This window comes from Ancylobacter vacuolatus, assembly GCF_030813595.1.
In the GTDB taxonomy this organism is placed as follows: Bacteria; Pseudomonadota; Alphaproteobacteria; order Rhizobiales; family Xanthobacteraceae; genus Ancylobacter; species Ancylobacter vacuolatus.
Genome location: NZ_JAUSUH010000002.1, coordinates 206,125 through 225,390 on the forward strand (window position 1 = coordinate 206,125; position 19,266 = coordinate 225,390).

Here is a 19,266-nt window from a genome sequence, read left to right on the forward strand (position 1 = left end):
GGCATGTCCTCCCGTTTGTTGTGTTTGTCAGTTCTGTTCGCTCGCCGCCTGCGGGCGCCACACCAGCAGGCGCTTCTCCACCCGCGTCACGAACCAGTCGATGACGAGCACGAAGGCAGCGAGGATGAACATGCCGGCGAACACGCCGGTCACGTCGAACACGCCCTCGGCCTGGTGGATGAGATAGCCCAGTCCGGCGGACGAGCCGAGATATTCGCCCACCACCGCGCCAACCAGCGCGAAACCCACCGCCGTGTGCAGCGAGGAAAACATCCACGACATGGCGGAGGGCCAGTACACGTTGCGGAACAGCTGGCGCTCGTTCATGCCCATCATCCGGGCATTGGCGAGCACCACGGGGCTCACTTCCTTCACGCCCTGATAGACGTTGAAGAACACGATGAAGAATACCAGCGTCACCCCCAGCGCCACTTTCGACCAGATGCCAAGGCCAAGCCACAGCATGAAGATCGGCGCCAGCACCACGCGCGGCAGGGCGTTGACCATCTTCACATAGGGGTCGAATACCGCCGCGACCACAGGCTTGCGCGCGAACCAGAAGCCGATGACGACGCCGCCGATGGCGCCGATGAGAAAGGCCAGCACGGTCTCGGTCAGCGTGATCCAGAGATGCTTCCAGATCGTGCCGGAGACGAACAGCTCGACCACCCGGGAGAGCACGTCCCCGGGCTTGGAGAAGAAGAATTCGGGCAGCAGATAGTCGCCGCCGATCGGCACCGTCGCCCCGACCTGCCAGACGGCGAGCGCCGCCACAGCGACGAGGATCTGCAAAAAGAGCAGCTTGGCGGGATGCAGCTTCATGAGGAGACCTCCACGCCGTCCATGTCGTCGCCATAGGTTTTGGCGACTTCGGTCTTGAGCTGGTTCCAGATCGTCCGGTGCAGTTCGTGGAAGCGTGGGTCGAGCCGGATTTCGGCCGCGTCGCGCGGGCGGGCGAGGTCGATCGGGTAGTCGCCGATGATGCGCGCCTCCGGGCCGGCGGACATGATGACCACGCGATCGGACAGCGCGATCGCCTCTTCGAGGTCATGAGTGACGAACATCACCGCCTTGCGGTCCTGCGCCCAGAGCCGCAGCAGCAGCGTGCCCATGATCTGCCGCGTCTGCGCGTCGAGCGGCCCGAACGGCTCGTCCATAAGCAGGATTTTCGGCTGGCGGATCAGCATCTGGGCCAGCGCCACGCGCTTTCTCTGGCCGCCGGAAAGCTCATGCGGGTAGCGCTCGGTGAAGCGGGCGAGTCCCACCCGCTTCAGCCAGTCCTGCGCCTGCGCGTGAGCCTGCGCGCGCGCCATGCCGCCGATCTCCAGCGCAATCGCCACATTGTCGAGCGCCGTTTTCCACGGCATCAGCGCGTCCTGCTGAAAGAGGTAGCCCGCGCGTGCATTGAGGCCGATCAGCTTCTCGCCGAAGATAGACACCGTGCCGCCCGCCGGCGCCAGCAGGCCCGCCGTGGCGTTCAGCAGCGTGGACTTGCCGCAGCCGGTCGGGCCGACAATGGCGACGAACTCGCCCTCGCGCATATGCAGCGAGGTCGGCGCCACCGCGTTGAACACCGGCCGACCCTTGACGGCGAAGCTGATGGCGATGTCGTCCAGCGCCACCGCCAGCGAGGCCCCCGCGTGCGGTGCCTCGGCGGTCGTCGCCCTCGCAGCGGCGTTCATGGTCTCTCCTGCCATCCTGTGGTCCTACTGTGCGGCGCGCAGATGCGCCGGCACGGGGTGAAGGTCGCCGCTGCGCCCGGCCTTGGCGACTTGTCCGGGAATGTCGTGGCCGAGCAGCGCCGGCAGGCTGCGCGCCAGCGCGAGCAGGGCGGAAAGGTCGACCCCGGTTTCGACGCCCATCGCCTCCAGCATGTGGACGAGGTCCTCGGTAGAGATATTGCCGGTCGCGCCGGGTGCGAAGGGACAGCCGCCAATGCCGCCGAGCGAGGCGTCGAAGCGGTCGGCCCCGGCCTCCAGCGCGGCGAGCACATTGGCGAGGCCCATGCCGCGCGTATTGTGGAAATGCAGCGTCAGGGGTACGCCGCCGCCGAAACGAGCGCGAAATGCGCTGACCAGCGCGAAGACCTGGCGCGGATTTGCCATCCCCGTTGTATCGGCGAGCGTCACCGACTGCAGCCCGGCCGCCAGATAGGCTTCCGCGAGATCAAGCACCCGCTCCACCGGCTGCACGCCCTCGAACGGACAGCCGAAGGCCGTGGCGATGGAGCCATTGAGCGTCGCCGCCGTGCCGGCCGCCGCCACAATGGCGCGGAAACCTTCCAGCGACTGCGCGGGTGTCATCCGCATATTGGCGAGGTTATGCGTCTCGCTCACCGAAAGGACGAGGTTCAGCTCATCCATCCCGGCCTCCAGCGCCGCCTCGGCGCCGCGCAGATTCGGCACCAGCGCTACATAGGTCACCTCAGGCCGGCGCTGGATGGCGCGCGCCACCTCCCCCGCATCGGCGAGGTTCGGCACGGCCCGCGGCGAGACGAAAGAAGTGACCTCGATCTTGGCCACGCCGGTTTGCGACAGCGCATCGATGAGCGCCACCTTATCCTCGGCCGGCAGGAAGCGCGGCTCGATCTGCAGCCCGTCGCGTGTCACCACCTCCTGGATGAACACATGCGAGGGCAGGTCTGCGCCACGGATGGCTGGGACGATCACGGCATCCCTCCCGCGCCGGGTTCGCTCACCACCGTACCTTTGGCGACAGCCCCGTTGGCCACCAGCGCCTCGATCTCCGCCTCGTCATAGCCAAGCGTGGCAAGCACCGTGGCCGTGTGCTCGCCGAGCGCCGGCCCGAGCCAGTTCACCGCGCCGGGCGTCTCGGAAAGCTTCGGCACGATGCCGGGCATCTTCACGCTCAGCCCGTCCGGCAAAGTGGAGGGCAGGATCATGTCGCGGGCGAGATATTGCGGGTCGTCCACAATGTCGGCCACCGAATAGATGCGGCCATTCGGCACCTCGGCACGGTCCAGCGCTGCCGTCACCTCGTCGAGCGAGTGCCGGCTGGTCCAGGCGGTAATCGCCGCGTCGATCTCCTCGACATGGCGGACCCGCCCGTCATTGGAGGCCAGGCGCGGGTCGCCGCCGAGATCCTCGCGTCCGATCGTGCCCATGAGCCGGCGGAAGATGCCGTCGCCATTGCCGGCGACGATGACATAGGTCCCCTCGGCGGTAGGATAGGAGTTCGAGGGCGCGATGCCCGGTAGCGCTCCCCCCGAACGGGTACGCACGAAGTCGAAGGCGTCGAACTCCGGGACCAGGCTTTCCATCATGTTGAAGACGCTCTCGAACAGCGAGACGTCGACCACCTGGCCGGTGCCGCGCCCGGACTTGATGTGAATGAGCGCCATCAGCGCCCCCATCACCGCGTGCAGGGCGGCGAGCGAATCGCCGATGCTGATGCCGGTGCGCGCCGGCGGCCGGTCCGGCTCGCCCGTGGTGAAGCGCATGCCGCCCATTGCCTCGCCCACGGCGCCGAAGCCGGGCCGCTCGCGATAGGGCCCGTCCTGGCCGAATCCGGAAATGCGGACCATGACGAGGGTGGGATTGATCGCCTTCAGCGCGTCCCAGCCCAGTCCCCAGCGCTCCAGTGTGCCCGGACGGAAATTCTCGATCAGCACATCGGCGTCGCGCACAAGGCGGCGCACCACCTCCTGCCCCTCTTGCAGGCGCATGTTGATGGCGACGGACTTCTTGTTGCGCGACTGCAGGTACCACCAGAGCGAGGTGCCCTCGTGCAGCTTGCGCCATTTGCGCAAGGGATCGCCTTCGCCCGGCGCCTCGACCTTGATGACCTCGGCGCCGAACTCCGCCATCAGCCGCGCGGCGAAAGGCGCGGCGATGAGGTTGCCGAGCTCGATCACACGGATGCCGCTCAGCGGCCCCTCAGCGGGACCCTGCCGGGAAGCTTCCATCGCAGGCGCTCCTCACACGTCGTTTTCTCGTTCTATCGGCCGAAAGAGACCGAGGGTCCACCCCTCTTTAGGCAAAGATCGGCAGTGAGACCAGTGTGGGAGGCTGCCGGAAGGCCCCGCGCGCCGTGGCGCGCAGGGCTGCGAAGCAGCTCAGAACGAGACGGTCAGCCGGGCATTGAAGGAGCGGCCCGGCCCGGCCACGCCATAGCCCCAGGCCGGCGAGGTGCCCATCATCGAGGAGACCTGGTAGTTCACCAGATTGGCGCCGCCGAGCGGCAGGTCGTACTCGGTGTCGAACAGGTTCTCGATGCCGAGGTCCAGCTTGAACGGGCCCCGCTGGTAGCTGGTGCGCAGGTTGAACAGCGCATAGGCATCTGTCTCCAGCTCGTTATGCACCTCGCTGACCTCGGTCTTGGCCCCGACCAGTTGCACCTCGGCGGTGGTCGTCCAGTTGCCGAGGATGTGGTCGAGTGCCAGCGTCGCGTTAACAGGCATGATGTGGTACAGATTTACCCCGTCAACCCGCTGCCCGCGCACGAAGTTCAGGTTGCCACGGAACACGCCTTTGCCATAGGTCGGGTTCTCCCAGAGGTCGAGCCGCCCGTCGATGTTCACGCCATAGAGATAGGCGTTGTAATTGGCGAATTGCAGATACACGAAACCTTCGGTGGCGGTGAGGTTGTCCGGCAGGTTGGCCAGGCACCCCGGCAGGGCGCAGCGGCGCACGTCGATGTAATCCTCCACATAGCTGGCATAGGGCGACACCCGCACCTCCCACGCCTTGCGCACCGGGTCGCGCCAGGTGGCAGTGAGGCTCGCCGTATGGGCTTTCTCCGGCTCAAGGTCGATGTTGCCGACATAGCCGTTGCCGTCGCCGAACCAGCCAATCATGTTCATCGCCATGGCGTTGGTCGACCAGGAATAGCGCTCGTAGAGATTGGGCGAGCGGGTCTTGCGGGCGAGCCCGATATCGAGCTGTCGCGCCTCGTCCGGCTGGTAGCGCAGGATCGCCGAGCCATCGATGTTGATATCGGTGCGGGCATGGTCCAGCGCGTTGAAGGCGGCGGCATTGGCGCCGTACATCATCTCGTTGTAGCCCTGCACGTCGCCGGTGTTCATCCACACCACGTCGCTGCGCGCGCCGAGAATGGCGGTCCACTGCTGCGAGAGCGCGCGCTCCCACTCGGCAAACACGCCGACGCGCAGACGCTGGCCGTCATTGATGTTCCAGAACGTGTCCGGTCCCATCATCATCGAGCCCTCGACCGGCGGCCACCAGTCGTCGAGCTGGTTGTAGTAGAGCTCGTTGCCGATCCGCACGATGTCCCGGTCCGTCGGCTCAAGCGTGCCGGCGACGCGGTAGCCCATGTCACTGGCCTGTGTGTCCATCGGCATGTCGCCGGTCTTGTCAAACGCGATGAAGCCCATGGTGTGGCGCACATTGTTGTAGAAGGCGTTCGCTTCCAGCTGGCCCCACTCGAAGTTCTTCTCAAGAGCACCGTTGACGAAGAGGCTCTTATTATCAACCATATCCATGTATTGATTGACATAGCCTTGGTAAGGAATGAACTGCCCGCCGAGCTGGAAGGTCACGAGGCCGTCGTCCAGCTTGCGCGATAGGCTCAGGGCGTGGTTCTGCGTCTCGTACATCGTCGATTTGATGGTCGTGCCATTGCCAGACTTGTAGTCGTCGGCCTGCACCCATCCGCCGGTATAGTTGACGCTGCCGACGTCATTGGCCGCGTTCAGGTTCACGTCGACGCCGACGACATTGCCATTGCTGCGATAGTACCCGGACACGCTGCCGGAGAAGACCACTTCCGGCGTTTCGGCGAAGGTCGGGGGCGCGACGGTCACGTCAATGCGCGCCCCGGTATAGTCGCCGCCAAGGCTGACCGGCGCGGTGCCGGAATAGACCTTCAACTGCCCGATCATCGCCGGGTTCACATAGGAGAGCGGCGGATTCATCATGTTCGGGCAGGCCGGGCCGAATAGCATGCCGTCGATGGACACCTGCACTTGGTCGGCGCTCATGCCGTTGACCGCCGGTAGGCTCGACACCCCGCCCGCGCCCCAGAAGGCGCCGCCGGGCACAGCATCGATGAGCGAGCCGGAATCACTGGTCCACAGCGTGGCGTTATTGGCCTCGATGGCGGAAATGGTGCCGGTATCGGCGGGAACGAACCCCTCATAGCTGATATCCAGCGGGCCGGTCGCAGCAACGCCGTCCGCCGGACGGACCACGGTAACAGTGGGCAGCTGCTCGCCGGCCATCATGTCGGGGACGGCATCCTGCGCGTGAGCGGGCGCGATCAGCGCGGGAATGCACAGCAGGGCAGCGACCGGGCCAGCCAACGCCGTCGACCGACGCAGCAGGGAGCGGCAGGGTGGACGCCATGACGGCGTGCGCGAAGACAGAATCGGGGACTGCATGGCGTTTCCATCGGTCTGCGGAACACACCTGCCGATAGGCGCGCCGAACGGCGGGACCCTGGGCGGTTCCGGTTTTCAGAAGAAGGCGCTGCGCGAGGCGGCGCCGTTGTCAGACGAGGGAAAGCGCGAGCGGCGGCCCGCGCGGATGATGCGCGCCGCGAGCGGGCAAGATGGGGCGTCGCCAGGGCGCTGACATCGGCCATTCGATGGGCGAGACAAAACGCTGGGCAGCCTGCTCAATGCCAAACACCGGTTGCAGGGCAAGATCGACGCGCAATGTGCAGAGCGGGCAATGGGCAACGGCGCGACGCTCCCCACCCTCATCCGAAGGTGCGGTCGACGAGGACCCATTGAGGCAGATGAAGGCACCGTGGGACCCTAGTGGATCAGCGGCGGCACGGGCGGCAAAGACACTGGCCAGCAGCAGCTGCAGGACGAGCGCATACGCCACCGTCAGCGCGACGGCGCGCACTCCCAGCCAGCTGCTTCCTGAACGCCCAGACATCCCCGATTCCCCGAGGCGATCATGGCATCGGCAGCGGCTTTCGCACAGGGTTGACAGGCCCTTGAGCGGCCACTTGGACAATTTGTCCACGTGGGCGAGCAGCCTCAATACAGGCGATGTTCAGCAGGGAAACGGGAGGCGCAAGGCGCCTCCCGGCCCGCAGATGTCACGCCGCGTCGTAGAGCCGTCGCTCGAACAGCGGCGTGCCGCGCAGCCCGCTCAATGCCTTGGCGGCGGCCAGTACGGCTAGGTCGACGAGCGGTTCGATGAGGATGACGAGCATGTAGGCGGCGCCGAAGGAGACGATCGAAGAGGCGTTTTCCACCGTGAAACCGTGGCCGTAGAAGGCCCAGAACGCCACCCAGACAACGATTCCGGCCTGGTAGGTGGTCGAAAGCGCCAGCGCCTGCCGGTACTTGATCTCCACATAAGGCGTGTTCGGTGCGATCAGTCGGGTGGACAGTGAGGCCAGTGCGAACAGCGGCACCAGCAGGGTGGTGACGTTCATGCCATATTGCGGCAGGTCGAACGGCGCGAAGAAGATGCCCTGTATGGCGAGGCCGGCGGCAAGGCCGATGGCCGCCGGGGCCACGCCGAAAATGAGGAACAGCGTCGAGCCGAGGATGAGATGCACCTCCGACACGCCGACCGGATGGTGCGGCAGCACCTCGAAGAAGCAGAAGACGAGCGCGGTGGTGGCGAGGCTGCGGAGGATGAGCGAGACGACGCCGCGCTCGGCCACGGCGTCGGCCGCAAGCTTGAGCGTGTAGGCGCCGGCGCCGGCCGCCGTCACATAGCTGAGCCAGATCTTTCCTTCGGCCACAAGGCCGGGTTCGATATGCATGATGTTCTCCTGCGCCGTCTCACCCGACGGCACCTGTTGGATTTTTCATCCATGGCCGGTCTCCTGACTTGCGGGTCACGGCATGCCTTCCGCCTTCCCGGTCCTTGCCCGAAGGGGCTTGGTCCAGTGGCACGATGGAAGGCCGCTCGCCGCTTACAGTCGCGGGGGCGGTCGGGGCTTCGGGCGATGGACCTCGCGGGTCCCTGCGCCTTACCCCGTTCCCGTTTCATCCGGAAAGGTCTCCCCATCCGGACACCATGGTGAATCGATGGGTGCATCGACACCGCGCATAAAACAGCGCGCTGTCACGTCGCGCAAGCGGCGCTGTTCGTCGTCGCCCCGCGTCGCGCTGGCCGGCCGGCCCGTGCCGTGCGCCCCTTGGCGGCGTAGAGGGCCTCCACCTTGCATTCGCCCACGGCAATGCGGCGCAACGTGGCGAGGTCCTGCAGGATCAATCGCCCTTCCTTGCCGAACGCGATCAAGCCATCCTCGCGCAGGCGGCTCATGCAGCGGCTGACCGTCTCCAGCGTCAGGCCCAGCCAATCGGCAAGGTCGCCGCGGCTGAGATGAAGCGGGAAGCTCAGGCTTTCCGCCTCCTCGTCCCACGCCTCGGCGAACTGCGCGGCGAGGTCGAGCAGCACTGCCGCCACCCGCTCGCCGGCGCTCTGCCGTCCCAGTCGGGTGACGTGGCCGAGCGCCCGGATGAGCAGCACATCCTGACTTTGCGCCGCCAGGCTGGCGCGCGCGCCGGAGGCCTCGTCGACCGGCTCCAGCTGTGTCGGCGCCAGTGCCACCGCCGCGCCGTGCAGGCGGGCGAGGAGCGCGCCGTCGCAGAACCGGCCGGGACCCAGAATGTCGAGGATCTGCCGACGCTCGGCATCCAGCTGGCGGGTCAGCGCCAGGCAGCCGGCGCGCACCCGGTACAGCCGGGCCGCGTCGGCGTCGTGGCCGGGAAAGGCCAGCCGCGTGCCGGGCGCCAGCGCCAATGCGCGGACGGCTCGGGAAGCTCTTTCGAGCCCGGGCATCAGCGCGTCGAGAGGGACCATCGCCGGCTGGCCGACGGGAAGAGGGCTGACAAACATCGGGACGATCCGGCACAGGCGCCGGGAGCCCTCAAGCGGGCCGCGCCGGCTGCATCACACCACAGGCAGGCGCAGGCCTGCCGCGAACAGGGCAGCAAAGGCGGGTGCCGGCGGCGCGCGCGAGGAGATGCGGTAGAGCGGAGGGGGCATCGCCACCCGGCGCTCGGGCGGCGGCAGGCGAACCGCACGGCGGTACTCGGCGCGACGATACAGATCGCCCGACGGCTCGGGCAGGCCCATGACCGCGTTGAGACGGCAGGCGTCGCAGCCGGGAAGATGCGCAACCGGGTGCGGGTTGCCGTCCTCATCCGCGCCGGTGAGGCAGAGATCGGGCACCGTGCCGTCCGGCAGCGTGTATTGCGAGAGATCGATCGCGGCCTCGCTTGGACTTGCCACCGGCGAATGATGCGCGGCGAGGGCGAACAACAAGGCGAGAGCGCACAGAATCCGCAGCCACACCGCCCTGCGCCGGCCGACCGGCGATCGGAGCGACCCGCTTGCGCTCAAGCGGTCAATGCGGGAGATCGGCTGTCCCATGAAGGCCCACGCAAGAGCAGTTCCGCGCGAGTGAGTGGTTGAAGCGCGCAGGCAGAACCCTAGCATGCGGCCAATCAAGCGACAGTGGACAAGACGTCCAATCGCCGGCGCCCCCGTCCCGTCAGCTCAGGCACAGCGCTTCCCACGCCGCCTCCGGCAGAAGGGCGCTGGCGGTGGCGACGAGAAGCAACGCCACGCCCGCCATGACCCGCAGGCGCGGCGCCCGTGCCGCCTGCCGCAGGCTGGTGACGCCAAAGGCGGTGGCGGTGACGGAGGGCAGCGTGCCCAGCCCGAAGCCGGCCATCACAAGAGCCCCGCCGACACCGCTGCCGGCCAGCATGGCGTAGAACAGCGCGCCATAGACCATGCCGCAGGGCAGCAGGCCCCAGGCCGCGCCAGCGAGGAAAGGTCTTATCGCGCCAGTGAGGAAGGGCCTTGCTGCGCCAGCGATAAAGGGTCCTGCCGCGCCATCTGCCAGAACGGGACGGCCGGGGGGGCGCATCAGCCGGGCGAACGGCGCGGCAAGCCGATCGATCACCGTCAGGGCCGGGGCCAGCCCGATCATCGACAAGCCGATCCAGCCCAGCGCCACCGCCGCCGCCCAGCGCAGCACCAGATGGGCAGCGCCCTGGTCGAACGCGCCATAAAAGACCGAGCCAAAGAAGCCGAGAAAGCCGCCGGCCGCCACATAGGAGGCGATGCGCCCCGCCTGCGCCACCAGCAGCACCCGGAGGCGGGCGCCGGGGCCCCGGCCGGGCTCGAAGGCGAGCAGCACCCCCGAGGCGATGCCGCCGCACATGCCTGCACAATGCAGGCTGGAGGCGAAGCCGAGGATCAGGCCGCCAATGAAGCTGAGATCGACCATGGCGCCCTCAGCCCTCACTGGGGCCGTCTTCCGGTTCGCGGCTGGAGTCCACCGCCAGCATCATCAGCACGCAGATCAGCACCGGCACGGCGGCAAGCGCGGCGTAGAACGCCACCTGAATGCCGATCGCGATGCAGCCGAGCACCAGCAGCAGGAGCGCGTTGACCGCCGTCATCGGCAGGTTTTCCGCCGCCATCAGCCCCAGCAGCAGATCCCGCAGGGCGATGAGCCGCCGCCGTGGCGACGGCGGGGCGGGAAATCCCGAAAGCTTCAGCCGGCCCAGTGTGCGCTCCCAGGCGAAGAGCAGCAGGCTGGCCGTGATCGCCAGCAGCGCGGCGGGCGGCAGCAGCACCAGGCCGACCAGCGGGCGGAGGAGCGCCCACAGGCTTGAGCCCGCGCGCAGGAGGGCAAGGCGCGCCCGTGCGATGCGGGGCGCCAGGAAGAAGAAGCCCAGCAGGGCGAACATCGTCCCCGCCCCGGCCAATGCACCGGCCAGGCCGGCGAGAGAGCCGCCGAGCGCCGAGGCGAGCAGCACGTTCAGGAGGAAGGGCAGCGCGCGCGGCATCTCGACGGGGCGCGAAGGAAGGGGGGAATTGGCGACCTTGAGGGGTGTCATCGCGTTCATGGGGCGGCCTCCGGGGAATCATCGTCGAGCAGGACACGGGCGGCGGCGCCGTCGAGATCGTCGTACTGGCCGGCGCGCAGCGTCCAGAAAAACGCGGCGAGGCCGAGCGTGCCGAGCGCGAGGGCGATGGGGACGAGAAACAGCAGCACATCCATCAGAGGCGCCCCTCGGCGGGGGCGCCGGCGCGCAGGGCGTTGAGCGTGACGGTGAGCGAGGACGCCGCCATGGCGATGGCCGCGCCGAGCGGCGTCACCAGCCCCAGCACCGCCACCGGGATGAGCGCGATGTTGTAGAGCGCGGCCAGCACCAGATTCTGCACGATGATGGCCCGCGCCCGCCGCGCCGCTCGCCAGGCCTGCGGGAGAGCGGCGAGGTCGCCGGAAGGCAGCACGATGTCGGCGGCGCTCTGGCTCGCCGGCGCGCCATGGGTGAAGCTGGCGGACACATGGGCGGCGGCCAGCGCCGGGGCATCGTTCAGCCCGTCGCCGACCATCAGCACGCGCCGCTCCTGCCGCCGCCACGCTTCCAGCCGCGCCAGCTTGTCGCGCGGGCGAAGATCGCCCTGCCACTCACCGATGCCGACCGCCTCGGCAAGGCGGGCCACCGCTTCGGGCCGGTCGCCGGAGAGGATCGCCATCGGCAGGCCGGCATCGGCGAAGGCGGCGGCGACACGCGCGGCCTCGGGGCGCGGCGTGTCCTCGAAGACGAAGCGCGCCGGGGGATGGCCGGGCCGGGCGAGCCAGACCTCGCTCTCCGGCGCATTCGCCGGCGCGAGCCCGCAGAAAGCCGCGCGGCCGAGGCGGATCTCGCCGCCAGCAAAGGGCGCGCGCAGCCCTTCGCCGGGCACTTCCTCGCAATCGTGCAGCGGCTTGGCGTCGGGATGGGCGGCATGCAGCGCCCGCGCCACCGGGTGAGAGCTCGCGGCGGCGAGCGCGGCGGCGAGGTGGATCGCCTCCGTATCCTCGGGCCAGAGCGTGATGCGCGGCGCGCCTGAGGTCAGCGTGCCGGTCTTGTCGAAGGCGACGAGATCGATCCGCGCCAGCCGCTCCAGCGCATCGCCGGCGCGCAGCAGGATTCCCCGCTTGAGCAGCGCGCCGGTCGCCACCACCTGCACCGCCGGAACGGCAAGCCCGATGGCGCAGGGGCAGGCGATGATGAGCACGCTCACCGCATGGAGCAGCGCCACGGCGAGGCCGGACTCAGTGAAAAGCCACCAGCCGCAGAGGGTTGCCAGCGCCACGCCATGGATGACAGGCGTCCAGACCCGCGCCACCCGGTCGGCCAGCACGACACCGGGCCCGCGCGTGCGCTCCGCCCGCTCGACCAGCCGGGCGATGTCGGCGAGGTGGCTGTCCTCGACGCCGGCGCTGGCGCGCAGGCGCAGCGGGCCGGTCAGGGCGACGCTGCCAGCCAGCACCCGCGCGCCCGGGGCCACCGCCTGCGGCAGGCTTTCGCCGGTGACGATGGCCACGTCGAGTTCGGTTTTTCCTTCAATGACAGTGCCATCGACCGGCACGCGCTCGCCGGCGCGCACCAGCACCACCATGCCGGCACGGATCGCCTCTGCCGGCAGCACCTCGACCGTGCCGTCCTGCCGGCACACCGCCGCGCCATGCGCCTTCAGCATCAAAAGCCGCTCGACCGCACTGCGGGAACGGGCGCGGACGCGGAAATCGAGCGTGCGCCCCACAAGCAGCACGAAGAGCAGCGCGGTGGCGCTGTCGAAATACACATCGCGCCCCTGGCGGGCGAGTTCGATCAGGCTGATGAGGACGGTGAGAAGGAGGCTGAGGGCGATCGGAACATCGATGTTGCTGTGCCCGGCCCGCACCGCCCGCAGCGCCGAGCGGAAGAAGGGCCGCCCGGCGAGCGCCACCGCCGGCACGGTGACGAGCGCGGCCAGCCACTGGAACAGCGCCTGCGTACCCGGCGCCATATCCTGCGCCTGCCCGGCCCAGACGGCGAGCGAGAGCATCATGACATTCGAGGAGGCGAAGGCTGAGATGGCCAGCGCCCGCAGCCATTCGCGCCCGGTGTCGGCGTCGAGCTGGGCGAGATGGGCGGGGTCGAACGGCGCCACCTTGTAGCCGAGCGCTTCCACCGCCCCGGCCAGCGCATCGGCATGGCGCGCCTCGCCCTGCCATTCGACGCTGAGGCGGCGCAGAGCGAGGTTGAGCCGCGCCCCGGTCACGCAGGGGTCGGCGGTCAGCCGGCCCTCAATGGCGCCGATGCAGGCGGCGCAATGGGCGCCCTCCACCAGCAGGTGCAGCCGCCGCGTTGCCCCCTCGCTCTCGACGAAGCCGCAGACCGAGCGCGGGCCGGGCGCGTCGTCGAAGCTCGCGCCGGGGAGATAGGCGAGGCTCACGGCGCCACCTCCAGCGTCTCGATGCGCTCGGACGTGGCGCCGGCCTGCGTCAGGGTGAGCCGCACCGCCCAGTCGCCGGCCAGCGGCAGGCGCAGCGGCGCCTCGAACCGGCCGGGGCCGACCGCATGGAAAGCGATCGGCAGAAGCTGGGGAAAGCGGGTGGCGCGCTCGGCCGTGGCGATGAGCCGATCGGGGGTCAGCGGCGCGCCGTCCGCCCCCTTCAATTCAACGGAAAGCCTGCCGGCGAGCGGGGTGTCGGGCGCGAAGGCGAGCCGCGCCGACCAGTCCGGCGCATGCGCCGCCGCGTGCACGCCGGAGGCCGGTTTCGGATCGGTGACGAGGCCGGAAAAGCTGCGGTTGGCCAGCAGCACGAACCAGAGCTGGAGCCCGGCCAGCGCAATGAAGAACAGCACGAAGCCGGCCGGAATCCACAGGTCGCGGCGCGAGTCTGGCGGGATGCGGGCGCGGCTCACCGTTCCGGCCCCCAGAAATAGGTGGGGATCCGCGCCAGTTCCTCGCCAGTTTCAGCCTCGCGCACCACGACGGTGAAATCCTGCCGGCCGGACGGCGCCGCCCGTGCCGGCAGCACCACCAGCAGCCGCTCGTCGAGGGTGCGGTCCGAACCGATGGCGACGCGCACCACCTCGGCGGCCGGCAGGTCCTGCGTGCCAAGGCGCAGAAGGGCCCCATTCAGCCCCTCGGCATGGAGCGCCACCCGCGCCAGCCCGGCGCGGCGATGGGCGAGGCGCAGGGCGTAGTCATTGCGCACGCTGCCGTCTGAGAGCTGGACGAAAGGCGGGTTGCGCTGCGGTTCGGCGTGCACGCTCACCTGCGCCAGCGTCGCCATGCCATAGCCGGAAAAGCCGAGCGCCAGCAGCGCGGCAAGGCCGAAGGCCAGCGCCTTGGGCCGCAGCCAGTCGACACGCGGCGGCGCGAGGAAGGAGCGGCGCGGCGCGCTTTCCACATCGAAGCGGATCAGCCCTTCCGGCCGGTCGAGCCTCGCCATCACCTCGTTACAGGCGTCGATGCACAGGCCGCAGCCGATGCAGCCCATCTGCAGGCCGCGCCGGATGTCGACCCCGGTCGGGCAGACGGTGACGCAGCGCGTGCAGTCGATGCAGTCGCCGCGCAGCGAGGGGGAGGGTGCCAGCGCGGAGAAGGCCACCGCCTCTGCCACCAGCCCCATCAGGCGCGGCGCGGCGGGCGCCGGCCCAATCGCAGGCCCTGTCGATTGCAGCTCACCGAAGCCATGCAAGGCGAGATCGGGGCGCAGCGGGGTGCGCCGGCGCCCGCGCGGCTCGCCGCGCCCGTGCTGATAGGTGACGACGAGGCTCTGCCGGTCGAGCAGCGCCGCCTGGAAGCGCGGCCACGGGCACATGTGCAGGCACACGCGCTCGCGGGCATAGGCGGCGAGCAGCCAGGTGGTGCCGGTGAGAACAAGCACCGTGGCATAGGCGATGGCGGGCGCTCGCCCCGTGAGCAGAAGGCCGGGCAGGGTCGGCGCGTCGATGAAATAGCCGGTGAAGCCGACCCCGGTGGCCAGCGCGATCAGCAGCCACGCCACGGTGCGCAGGCGCCGCTCGCTTGCCCCCTTGCCGACAAGGCGGACGATCAGCCGGTCGACAGCGAAGAACAGGTCCGACCACACGGTCTGCGGGCAGGCAAAGCCGCACCAGACCCGCCCGGCCAAAGTGGTGGCGAAGAACAGCGCCATGGCGCCGAAGATCATCATGCCCACCGCGATCGGCAAATCCTGCGGCCAGAATTCCAGCCCGAACACCATGAGCCGCCGGCCCGGCAGATCGAACAGCACCGCCTGCCCCGGCAGCCCTTCGCCGCGCTCCCAGCGCAGCCACGGCGTGAGGAAGTAGATGCCGAGCATCAGGCAGGTGAGCGACGTCTTGATGCGGCGGAAGCGGCCGCGCGTCGCATGGGGAATGTCCGGCCGGGCGATGGCACGGGACGGGGCGAGACCTTGCAGCGTGGTCGCCGGCATCAGCGTTCTCCTCCGCCCAGCGAATGGACATAGAGCGCCAGCATGCGGATGGTGTCGTCATCCAGCTTGCCGGCAAAGGCCGGCATCATCCCCATGCGCGGCGTGGCGATCTGGTGCCGGATGGCGTCCCTGGTGCCGCCATAGAGCCAGATGGCATCGTCGAGACGCGGCGCGCCGAAATCGCGACTGCCCTCGCCCGTCGCGCCGTGGCAGGCGGCGCAGTTGGCCGCGAACAGTTCCGCCCCCGGCAGGCTGGCGCGGGTGACCACCGCAGCCGGGTCGGAAAGCGTCAGTACGTAGTCGGCAATGGAATCGATCTCGGCGGCGGACAGCATCTCGCCAAAGGCCGGCATCATGCTGTCGCGCGTTTCCTCATGGCCCGAGCGTATGCCGAAGCGCACGGTCTGCTGGATCGCGGCAAGCGAGCCACCCCACAGCCAGTCATCGTCGACCAGCGCCGGAAACTGGCCGATCTGGCCGCCGGCGCCGACACCGTGGCAGGGCGCGCAGTTCTCGTTGAAGGCGGCGCGCCCGCCGGCAATGGCGAAGCGGCGCAGGTCCGGATGGCTCTCCACCTGGTCCAGCGGCGTCTGGGCGAGCTGGTGCCGCCAGTCCGCCTGCGCGGCGCGCCCGGCCGCCATCTCCTCGGCGAACTGGCCCTCGCTGGTCCAGCCCAGCGTGCCCTTGAACACGCCTGATGTCGTCGCGAAGGAGGGAAACAGCCACATGTAGAGAAGGGCCACAAGGCACGAGCCGAGGAACACCGTGACCCACCAGTGCGGGATGGGGGTGGTGAGCTCCTTGATGCCGTCCCATTCATGGCCGGTGGTGGCGTAGCCGGTGAGGGGATCACGTTCAGGCGCGGCCATCGCGGTCCTCCTCCAACGCGAACGGAATGCGGGCGTGGCGGTCCATCTGCGCGCGGGTGCCGGGCCGGAACACCTGCGCGAGAATGGCCAGGAACAGCAGCACGGCGGCGACCAGCCAATATTTCAGCGCGAAGACGAGAAGGGCTTCGGGCATGGTCAGGAGCCCTCCCCGGGGGTGGCCTGCGAAAAATCCGCCAGCGTGCCCAGCACCTGCAGATAGGCGATCAGCGCGTCCATCTCGGTGACGCGGCCGGGCTGGCCGTCGAAATCGCCGAGCCGCGCCTTGGGGTAGCGGGCGAGCAGCCCCTCCGTCTCCTCGCCGCTCGCCTGGGCGCGGATATCGGCGGGCGCCTGCGCGATCATCGTATCGGAATAGGGCACGCCGACATCGCGCAGCGCCCGCATATGCGCGCCGAAGCCGTCCACGTCGATGTCGCGGTCCTTCAGGAAGGCATAGGCCGGCATGATCGACACCGGCACCACGCTGCGCGGGTCGATCATGTGGGCGAGGTGCCAGGCGTTGGAATATTTCGAGCCGACGCGGGCGAGGTCCGGCCCGGTGCGCTTGGAGCCCCAGAGGAAGGGGTGGTCATACATGCTCTCGGCGGCGACCGAGTAGGGACCGTAACGCTCCACCTCGTCGCGGAACGGACGGATCTGCTGGCTGTGGCAGGTGTAGCAGCCCTCGCGCGTGTAGACGTTGCGGCCGATCTGCTCCAGCGGTGAATAGGGCCGCATGCCGGGGACCGGCTGCACCGTGGTCTCCAGCTTGAACAGCGGCACGATCTCCACCAGCCCGCCGATCAGCACGACGAGCAGCGTCAGCACGAAGAGCAGCGTGGTGGAACGCTCGATGAGGGCGTGGCCGGTGGGGTGCTCAGCGTTCGATGCCATCTCCGCCTCCCTCACGACGCCGTCGCCGGCGCCGCCTGCGGCGCACGGGCGGGAACCGGCTGGCGGATGGGCTGGCGCAGCGTCATGGCGAAATTGACCGCCATCAGCACCCCGCCGGTGAGGTAGAGCACCCCGCCGATCAGGCGGATCACGTAGTAGGGGTGCAGCATGGCGACGCTGTCGGCGAAGGAATATTGCAGAAAGCCGAAGGCGTCATAGGCGCGCCACATCAGCCCCTGGGCGATGCCGGCGACCCACATGGCGGTGATGTAGAGAACGATGGCGATGGAGGCGATCCAGAAGTGCCATTCCACCAGCCGGTGCGACCAGAGCGGCCGCCGCCACAGCCGCGGCACCATGTAGTAGAGCGCGCCGAAGCAGATGAAGGCGACCCAGCCCAGCGCGCCGGAATGGACATGGCCGACCGTCCAGTCGGTGTAATGGCTGAGCGAATTGACCGACTTCAGCGCCATTAGCGGCCCCTCGAAGGTCGCCATGCCGTAGAACGCCACCGCCACCACGAGGAAGCGCAGGATCGGATCGGTGCGCAGTTTCCCCCACGCGCCCGAGAGCGTCATGATGCCGTTGATCATGCCGCCCCAGCTCGGCATCCACAGCATGATCGAGAACGCCATGCCGAGCGTCTGGGTCCAGTCCGGCAGCGAGGTGTAGTGCAGGTGGTGCGGGCCGGCCCAGATATAGAGGAAGATCAGCGCCCAGAAATGCACGATGGAGAGCCGGTAGGAATAGATCGGCCGCTCCGCCTGCTTGGGCACGAAATAATACATGATGCCGATGAAGCCGGCGGTGAGGAAGAAGCCGACAATGTTGTGGCCGTACCACCACTGCACCATCGCGTCCTGCACGCCTGAGAAGGCCGAATAGCTCTTGGCGCCGACGAAGGAGACCGGCATCGCCAAATTGTTGACGACGTGCAGCACGGTGACGGTGATGATGAAGGCGAGGAAGAACCAGTTGGCGACATAGATGTGCGGCTCGCGCCGGCGCACCAGCGTGCCGACGAAGATGGCGAGATAGGTGAGCCACACCACCGCCAGCCACAGGTCGGCATACCATTCCGGCTCGGCATATTCGCGGCTCTGGGTGATGCCCATGACATAGCCGGACAGCGCGATGACGAGGAATGCCTGGTAGCCCCAGAACAGGAAATTGGCGAGGCGCGACCCGCCCCAGAGCCCGACCTGGCAGGTGCGCTGCACCACATAGAGCGAGGTGGCGATCAGCGCATTGCCGCCAAAAGCGAAGACGACACCCGAGGTGTGCACCGGCCGCAGCCGGCCGAAGGTGAAGTATTCCCCGACATTGAGCTGCGGATAGGCCAGCTGCGCCGCGACAATGACCCCGGCGGAAAAGCCGAACAGCGCCCAGATCACCGTCGCCACGGTAAAGCGGCGGATGATGGCCTCGTTATAGCCCGGAATGGCGTGCGAACGGGCGGCGTGCGCCCAGGTGACGGCCGCATCCATGTCAGCAACCACTCCCAAATGCGTTACTACGTATACTTGCGAGCATTTTATTCATTTTATACATTAGGATGAATTGACTATTGTTTTCACTATTGCAATTTATGAACTTTACACTCAACCTTTCAGGAGACTCTACATGACCGCGACCCATTTCATCCTGATCGCCCTCGCGGTCATAACCGGCGCCTATCTCGCCATGGGCCCACGCGGCGAGCCGGTGGGCTGGGCGATCGGGCTCAGTCATGGCGCCCTCGCCCTGCTCGCGCTGGCGGGCTTCGCGGCGGCGGGAGACATTGGCTTCGCCGTTTTCACCGCGCTGCTCGCGGTCTATGCTGGCGCCATGTGCGCGGCCGAGGCGATCCAGCTGATGCGCCGGCCGCCGGCCCGCTCCTGAAAGGGGAAAGCCGCCATGCCCCACCTCGTTCGCTTCCTGATGCGTCACGCGCTGATCGGCGTCGGCCTCGGCGCCCTGTTCGTGGGCACGCTGGTGCTGCTGGACGTGGCGCGGCTCGGCACGCTGATGACGCAGTCCTCGTCCGGCCTGATCGCGCTGATCGTGCTGACCGGCGCGGTGGGCATCACCTTCGGCAGCGTGCAGATGGGCTTCGCCATCATGCTGCTGGGCGAGGACGAGCAGACCCCCGGCAAGGGCCGCCGGGCCCGGGCGCGCACCGCCCAGATGATTCCGGCACTGGCGCGGGCCCAGCCCCGCAGCGACGTCGCCGAACACAGACAAAGCCGCGTTCTGCGTCTGTAACGGAGGGTAGTAGCGCGCGCCCGAAAGCGTATTCAGGGCGCCTGTGGAAAGGCAATACATCAGCGTTCCTCAGACTTGCGCC

At 68.4% G+C, this 19,266-nt stretch carries 21 protein-coding genes and 1 riboswitch; of the genes, 2 read left to right on the forward strand and 19 right to left on the reverse strand.

Annotated elements, in window-relative coordinates; translation table 11 throughout:
- Nucleotides 1-27: 27 nt before the first annotated feature.
- The 19 genes from J2S76_RS04950 to ccoN all read right to left on the reverse strand — a co-directional run bounded on the left by J2S76_RS04950 (nucleotide 28) and on the right by ccoN (nucleotide 18,427).
- Entirely contained in the window at nucleotides 28-822 is a 795-nt protein-coding gene (locus tag J2S76_RS04950) for an ABC transporter permease (RefSeq protein WP_307058080.1), read from the reverse strand.
- The gene (locus J2S76_RS04955; RefSeq protein WP_307058081.1) at nucleotides 819-1,682 is read right to left on the reverse strand and encodes an ABC transporter ATP-binding protein; all 864 of its coding nucleotides are present in this window, start codon (nucleotides 1,680-1,682) and stop codon (nucleotides 819-821) included. Before J2S76_RS04955 ends, J2S76_RS04950 begins: the two co-directional genes overlap by 4 nt.
- A 24-nt stretch (nucleotides 1,683-1,706) precedes the next feature.
- Nucleotides 1,707-2,669, reverse strand: coding sequence for a hydroxymethylglutaryl-CoA lyase (locus J2S76_RS04960; RefSeq protein WP_307058083.1), 963 nt, complete (start codon nucleotides 2,667-2,669; stop codon nucleotides 1,707-1,709).
- Entirely contained in the window at nucleotides 2,666-3,925 is a 1,260-nt protein-coding gene (locus tag J2S76_RS04965) for a CaiB/BaiF CoA transferase family protein (protein ID WP_307058085.1), read from the reverse strand. Before J2S76_RS04965 ends, J2S76_RS04960 begins: the two co-directional genes overlap by 4 nt.
- A 150-nt stretch (nucleotides 3,926-4,075) precedes the next feature.
- Nucleotides 4,076-6,184: a TonB-dependent receptor gene (locus J2S76_RS04970; RefSeq protein WP_307059122.1), complete on the reverse strand. Its 2,109-nt coding sequence runs from the start codon at nucleotides 6,182-6,184 to the stop codon at nucleotides 4,076-4,078.
- A gap of 283 nt (nucleotides 6,185-6,467) precedes the next feature.
- The gene (locus J2S76_RS04975) at nucleotides 6,468-6,863 is read right to left on the reverse strand and encodes a DUF2946 family protein (protein WP_307058087.1); all 396 of its coding nucleotides are present in this window, start codon (nucleotides 6,861-6,863) and stop codon (nucleotides 6,468-6,470) included.
- 166 nt (nucleotides 6,864-7,029) lie between these two features.
- Nucleotides 7,030-7,707 carry an energy-coupling factor ABC transporter permease gene (locus J2S76_RS04980; RefSeq protein ID WP_307058089.1) on the reverse strand — a complete coding sequence of 226 codons (678 nt, stop codon included), beginning with the start codon at nucleotides 7,705-7,707 and terminating at the stop codon, nucleotides 7,030-7,032.
- Nucleotides 7,708-7,743: 36 nt separating this feature from the next.
- Nucleotides 7,744-7,982, reverse strand: a riboswitch (cobalamin riboswitch).
- A 30-nt stretch (nucleotides 7,983-8,012) separates the two neighbouring features.
- Complete coding sequence (locus tag J2S76_RS04985) at nucleotides 8,013-8,789, reverse strand: Crp/Fnr family transcriptional regulator (RefSeq protein ID WP_307058091.1); 777 nt, start codon at nucleotides 8,787-8,789, stop codon at nucleotides 8,013-8,015.
- Nucleotides 8,790-8,843: 54 nt separating this feature from the next.
- Nucleotides 8,844-9,248, reverse strand: coding sequence for a hypothetical protein (locus J2S76_RS04990; protein ID WP_307058094.1), 405 nt, complete (start codon nucleotides 9,246-9,248; stop codon nucleotides 8,844-8,846).
- A 199-nt stretch (nucleotides 9,249-9,447) separates the two neighbouring features.
- Nucleotides 9,448-10,191 (reverse strand): sulfite exporter TauE/SafE family protein, encoded by a 744-nt coding sequence (locus J2S76_RS04995; RefSeq protein ID WP_307058096.1) that lies wholly within the window; start codon nucleotides 10,189-10,191, stop codon nucleotides 9,448-9,450.
- A 7-nt stretch (nucleotides 10,192-10,198) separates the two neighbouring features.
- Nucleotides 10,199-10,816 carry a hypothetical protein gene (locus tag J2S76_RS05000; RefSeq protein WP_307058098.1) on the reverse strand — a complete coding sequence of 206 codons (618 nt, stop codon included), beginning with the start codon at nucleotides 10,814-10,816 and terminating at the stop codon, nucleotides 10,199-10,201.
- Complete coding sequence (ccoS, locus tag J2S76_RS05005; RefSeq protein ID WP_018388272.1) at nucleotides 10,813-10,971, reverse strand: cbb3-type cytochrome oxidase assembly protein CcoS; 159 nt, start codon at nucleotides 10,969-10,971, stop codon at nucleotides 10,813-10,815. The genes J2S76_RS05000 and ccoS overlap by 4 nt, the downstream gene beginning before the upstream one ends.
- Nucleotides 10,971-13,181 (reverse strand): heavy metal translocating P-type ATPase, encoded by a 2,211-nt coding sequence (locus J2S76_RS05010; protein ID WP_307058100.1) that lies wholly within the window; start codon nucleotides 13,179-13,181, stop codon nucleotides 10,971-10,973. The genes ccoS and J2S76_RS05010 overlap by 1 nt, the downstream gene beginning before the upstream one ends.
- Nucleotides 13,178-13,654 (reverse strand): FixH family protein, encoded by a 477-nt coding sequence (locus J2S76_RS05015; RefSeq protein ID WP_307058102.1) that lies wholly within the window; start codon nucleotides 13,652-13,654, stop codon nucleotides 13,178-13,180. Before J2S76_RS05015 ends, J2S76_RS05010 begins: the two co-directional genes overlap by 4 nt.
- On the reverse strand, nucleotides 13,651-15,177 hold the full coding sequence (locus J2S76_RS05020; protein WP_307058104.1) for a 4Fe-4S dicluster domain-containing protein: 1,527 nt from the start codon (nucleotides 15,175-15,177) through the stop codon (nucleotides 13,651-13,653). Before J2S76_RS05020 ends, J2S76_RS05015 begins: the two co-directional genes overlap by 4 nt.
- Entirely contained in the window at nucleotides 15,177-16,046 is an 870-nt protein-coding gene (gene ccoP, locus J2S76_RS05025) for a cytochrome-c oxidase, cbb3-type subunit III (protein WP_307058106.1), read from the reverse strand. The genes J2S76_RS05020 and ccoP overlap by 1 nt, the downstream gene beginning before the upstream one ends.
- Complete coding sequence (locus tag J2S76_RS05030; RefSeq protein ID WP_307058108.1) at nucleotides 16,033-16,200, reverse strand: cbb3-type cytochrome c oxidase subunit 3; 168 nt, start codon at nucleotides 16,198-16,200, stop codon at nucleotides 16,033-16,035. The genes ccoP and J2S76_RS05030 overlap by 14 nt, the downstream gene beginning before the upstream one ends.
- Before the next feature lie 2 nt (nucleotides 16,201-16,202).
- On the reverse strand, nucleotides 16,203-16,940 hold the full coding sequence (gene ccoO / locus J2S76_RS05035; RefSeq protein WP_307058110.1) for a cytochrome-c oxidase, cbb3-type subunit II: 738 nt from the start codon (nucleotides 16,938-16,940) through the stop codon (nucleotides 16,203-16,205).
- 11 nt (nucleotides 16,941-16,951) lie between these two features.
- Nucleotides 16,952-18,427, reverse strand: a complete 1,476-nt coding sequence (ccoN, locus tag J2S76_RS05040) for a cytochrome-c oxidase, cbb3-type subunit I (protein ID WP_307058112.1) — start codon at nucleotides 18,425-18,427, stop codon at nucleotides 16,952-16,954.
- Between the two features lie 136 nt (nucleotides 18,428-18,563).
- On the opposite strand from ccoN, the gene J2S76_RS05045 reads away from it, so the two are divergent.
- Complete coding sequence (locus tag J2S76_RS05045; protein WP_307058115.1) at nucleotides 18,564-18,821, forward strand: hypothetical protein; 258 nt, start codon at nucleotides 18,564-18,566, stop codon at nucleotides 18,819-18,821.
- Between the two features lie 15 nt (nucleotides 18,822-18,836).
- Complete coding sequence (locus J2S76_RS05050; protein WP_307058117.1) at nucleotides 18,837-19,184, forward strand: hypothetical protein; 348 nt, start codon at nucleotides 18,837-18,839, stop codon at nucleotides 19,182-19,184.
- Nucleotides 19,185-19,266 lie beyond the last annotated feature (82 nt).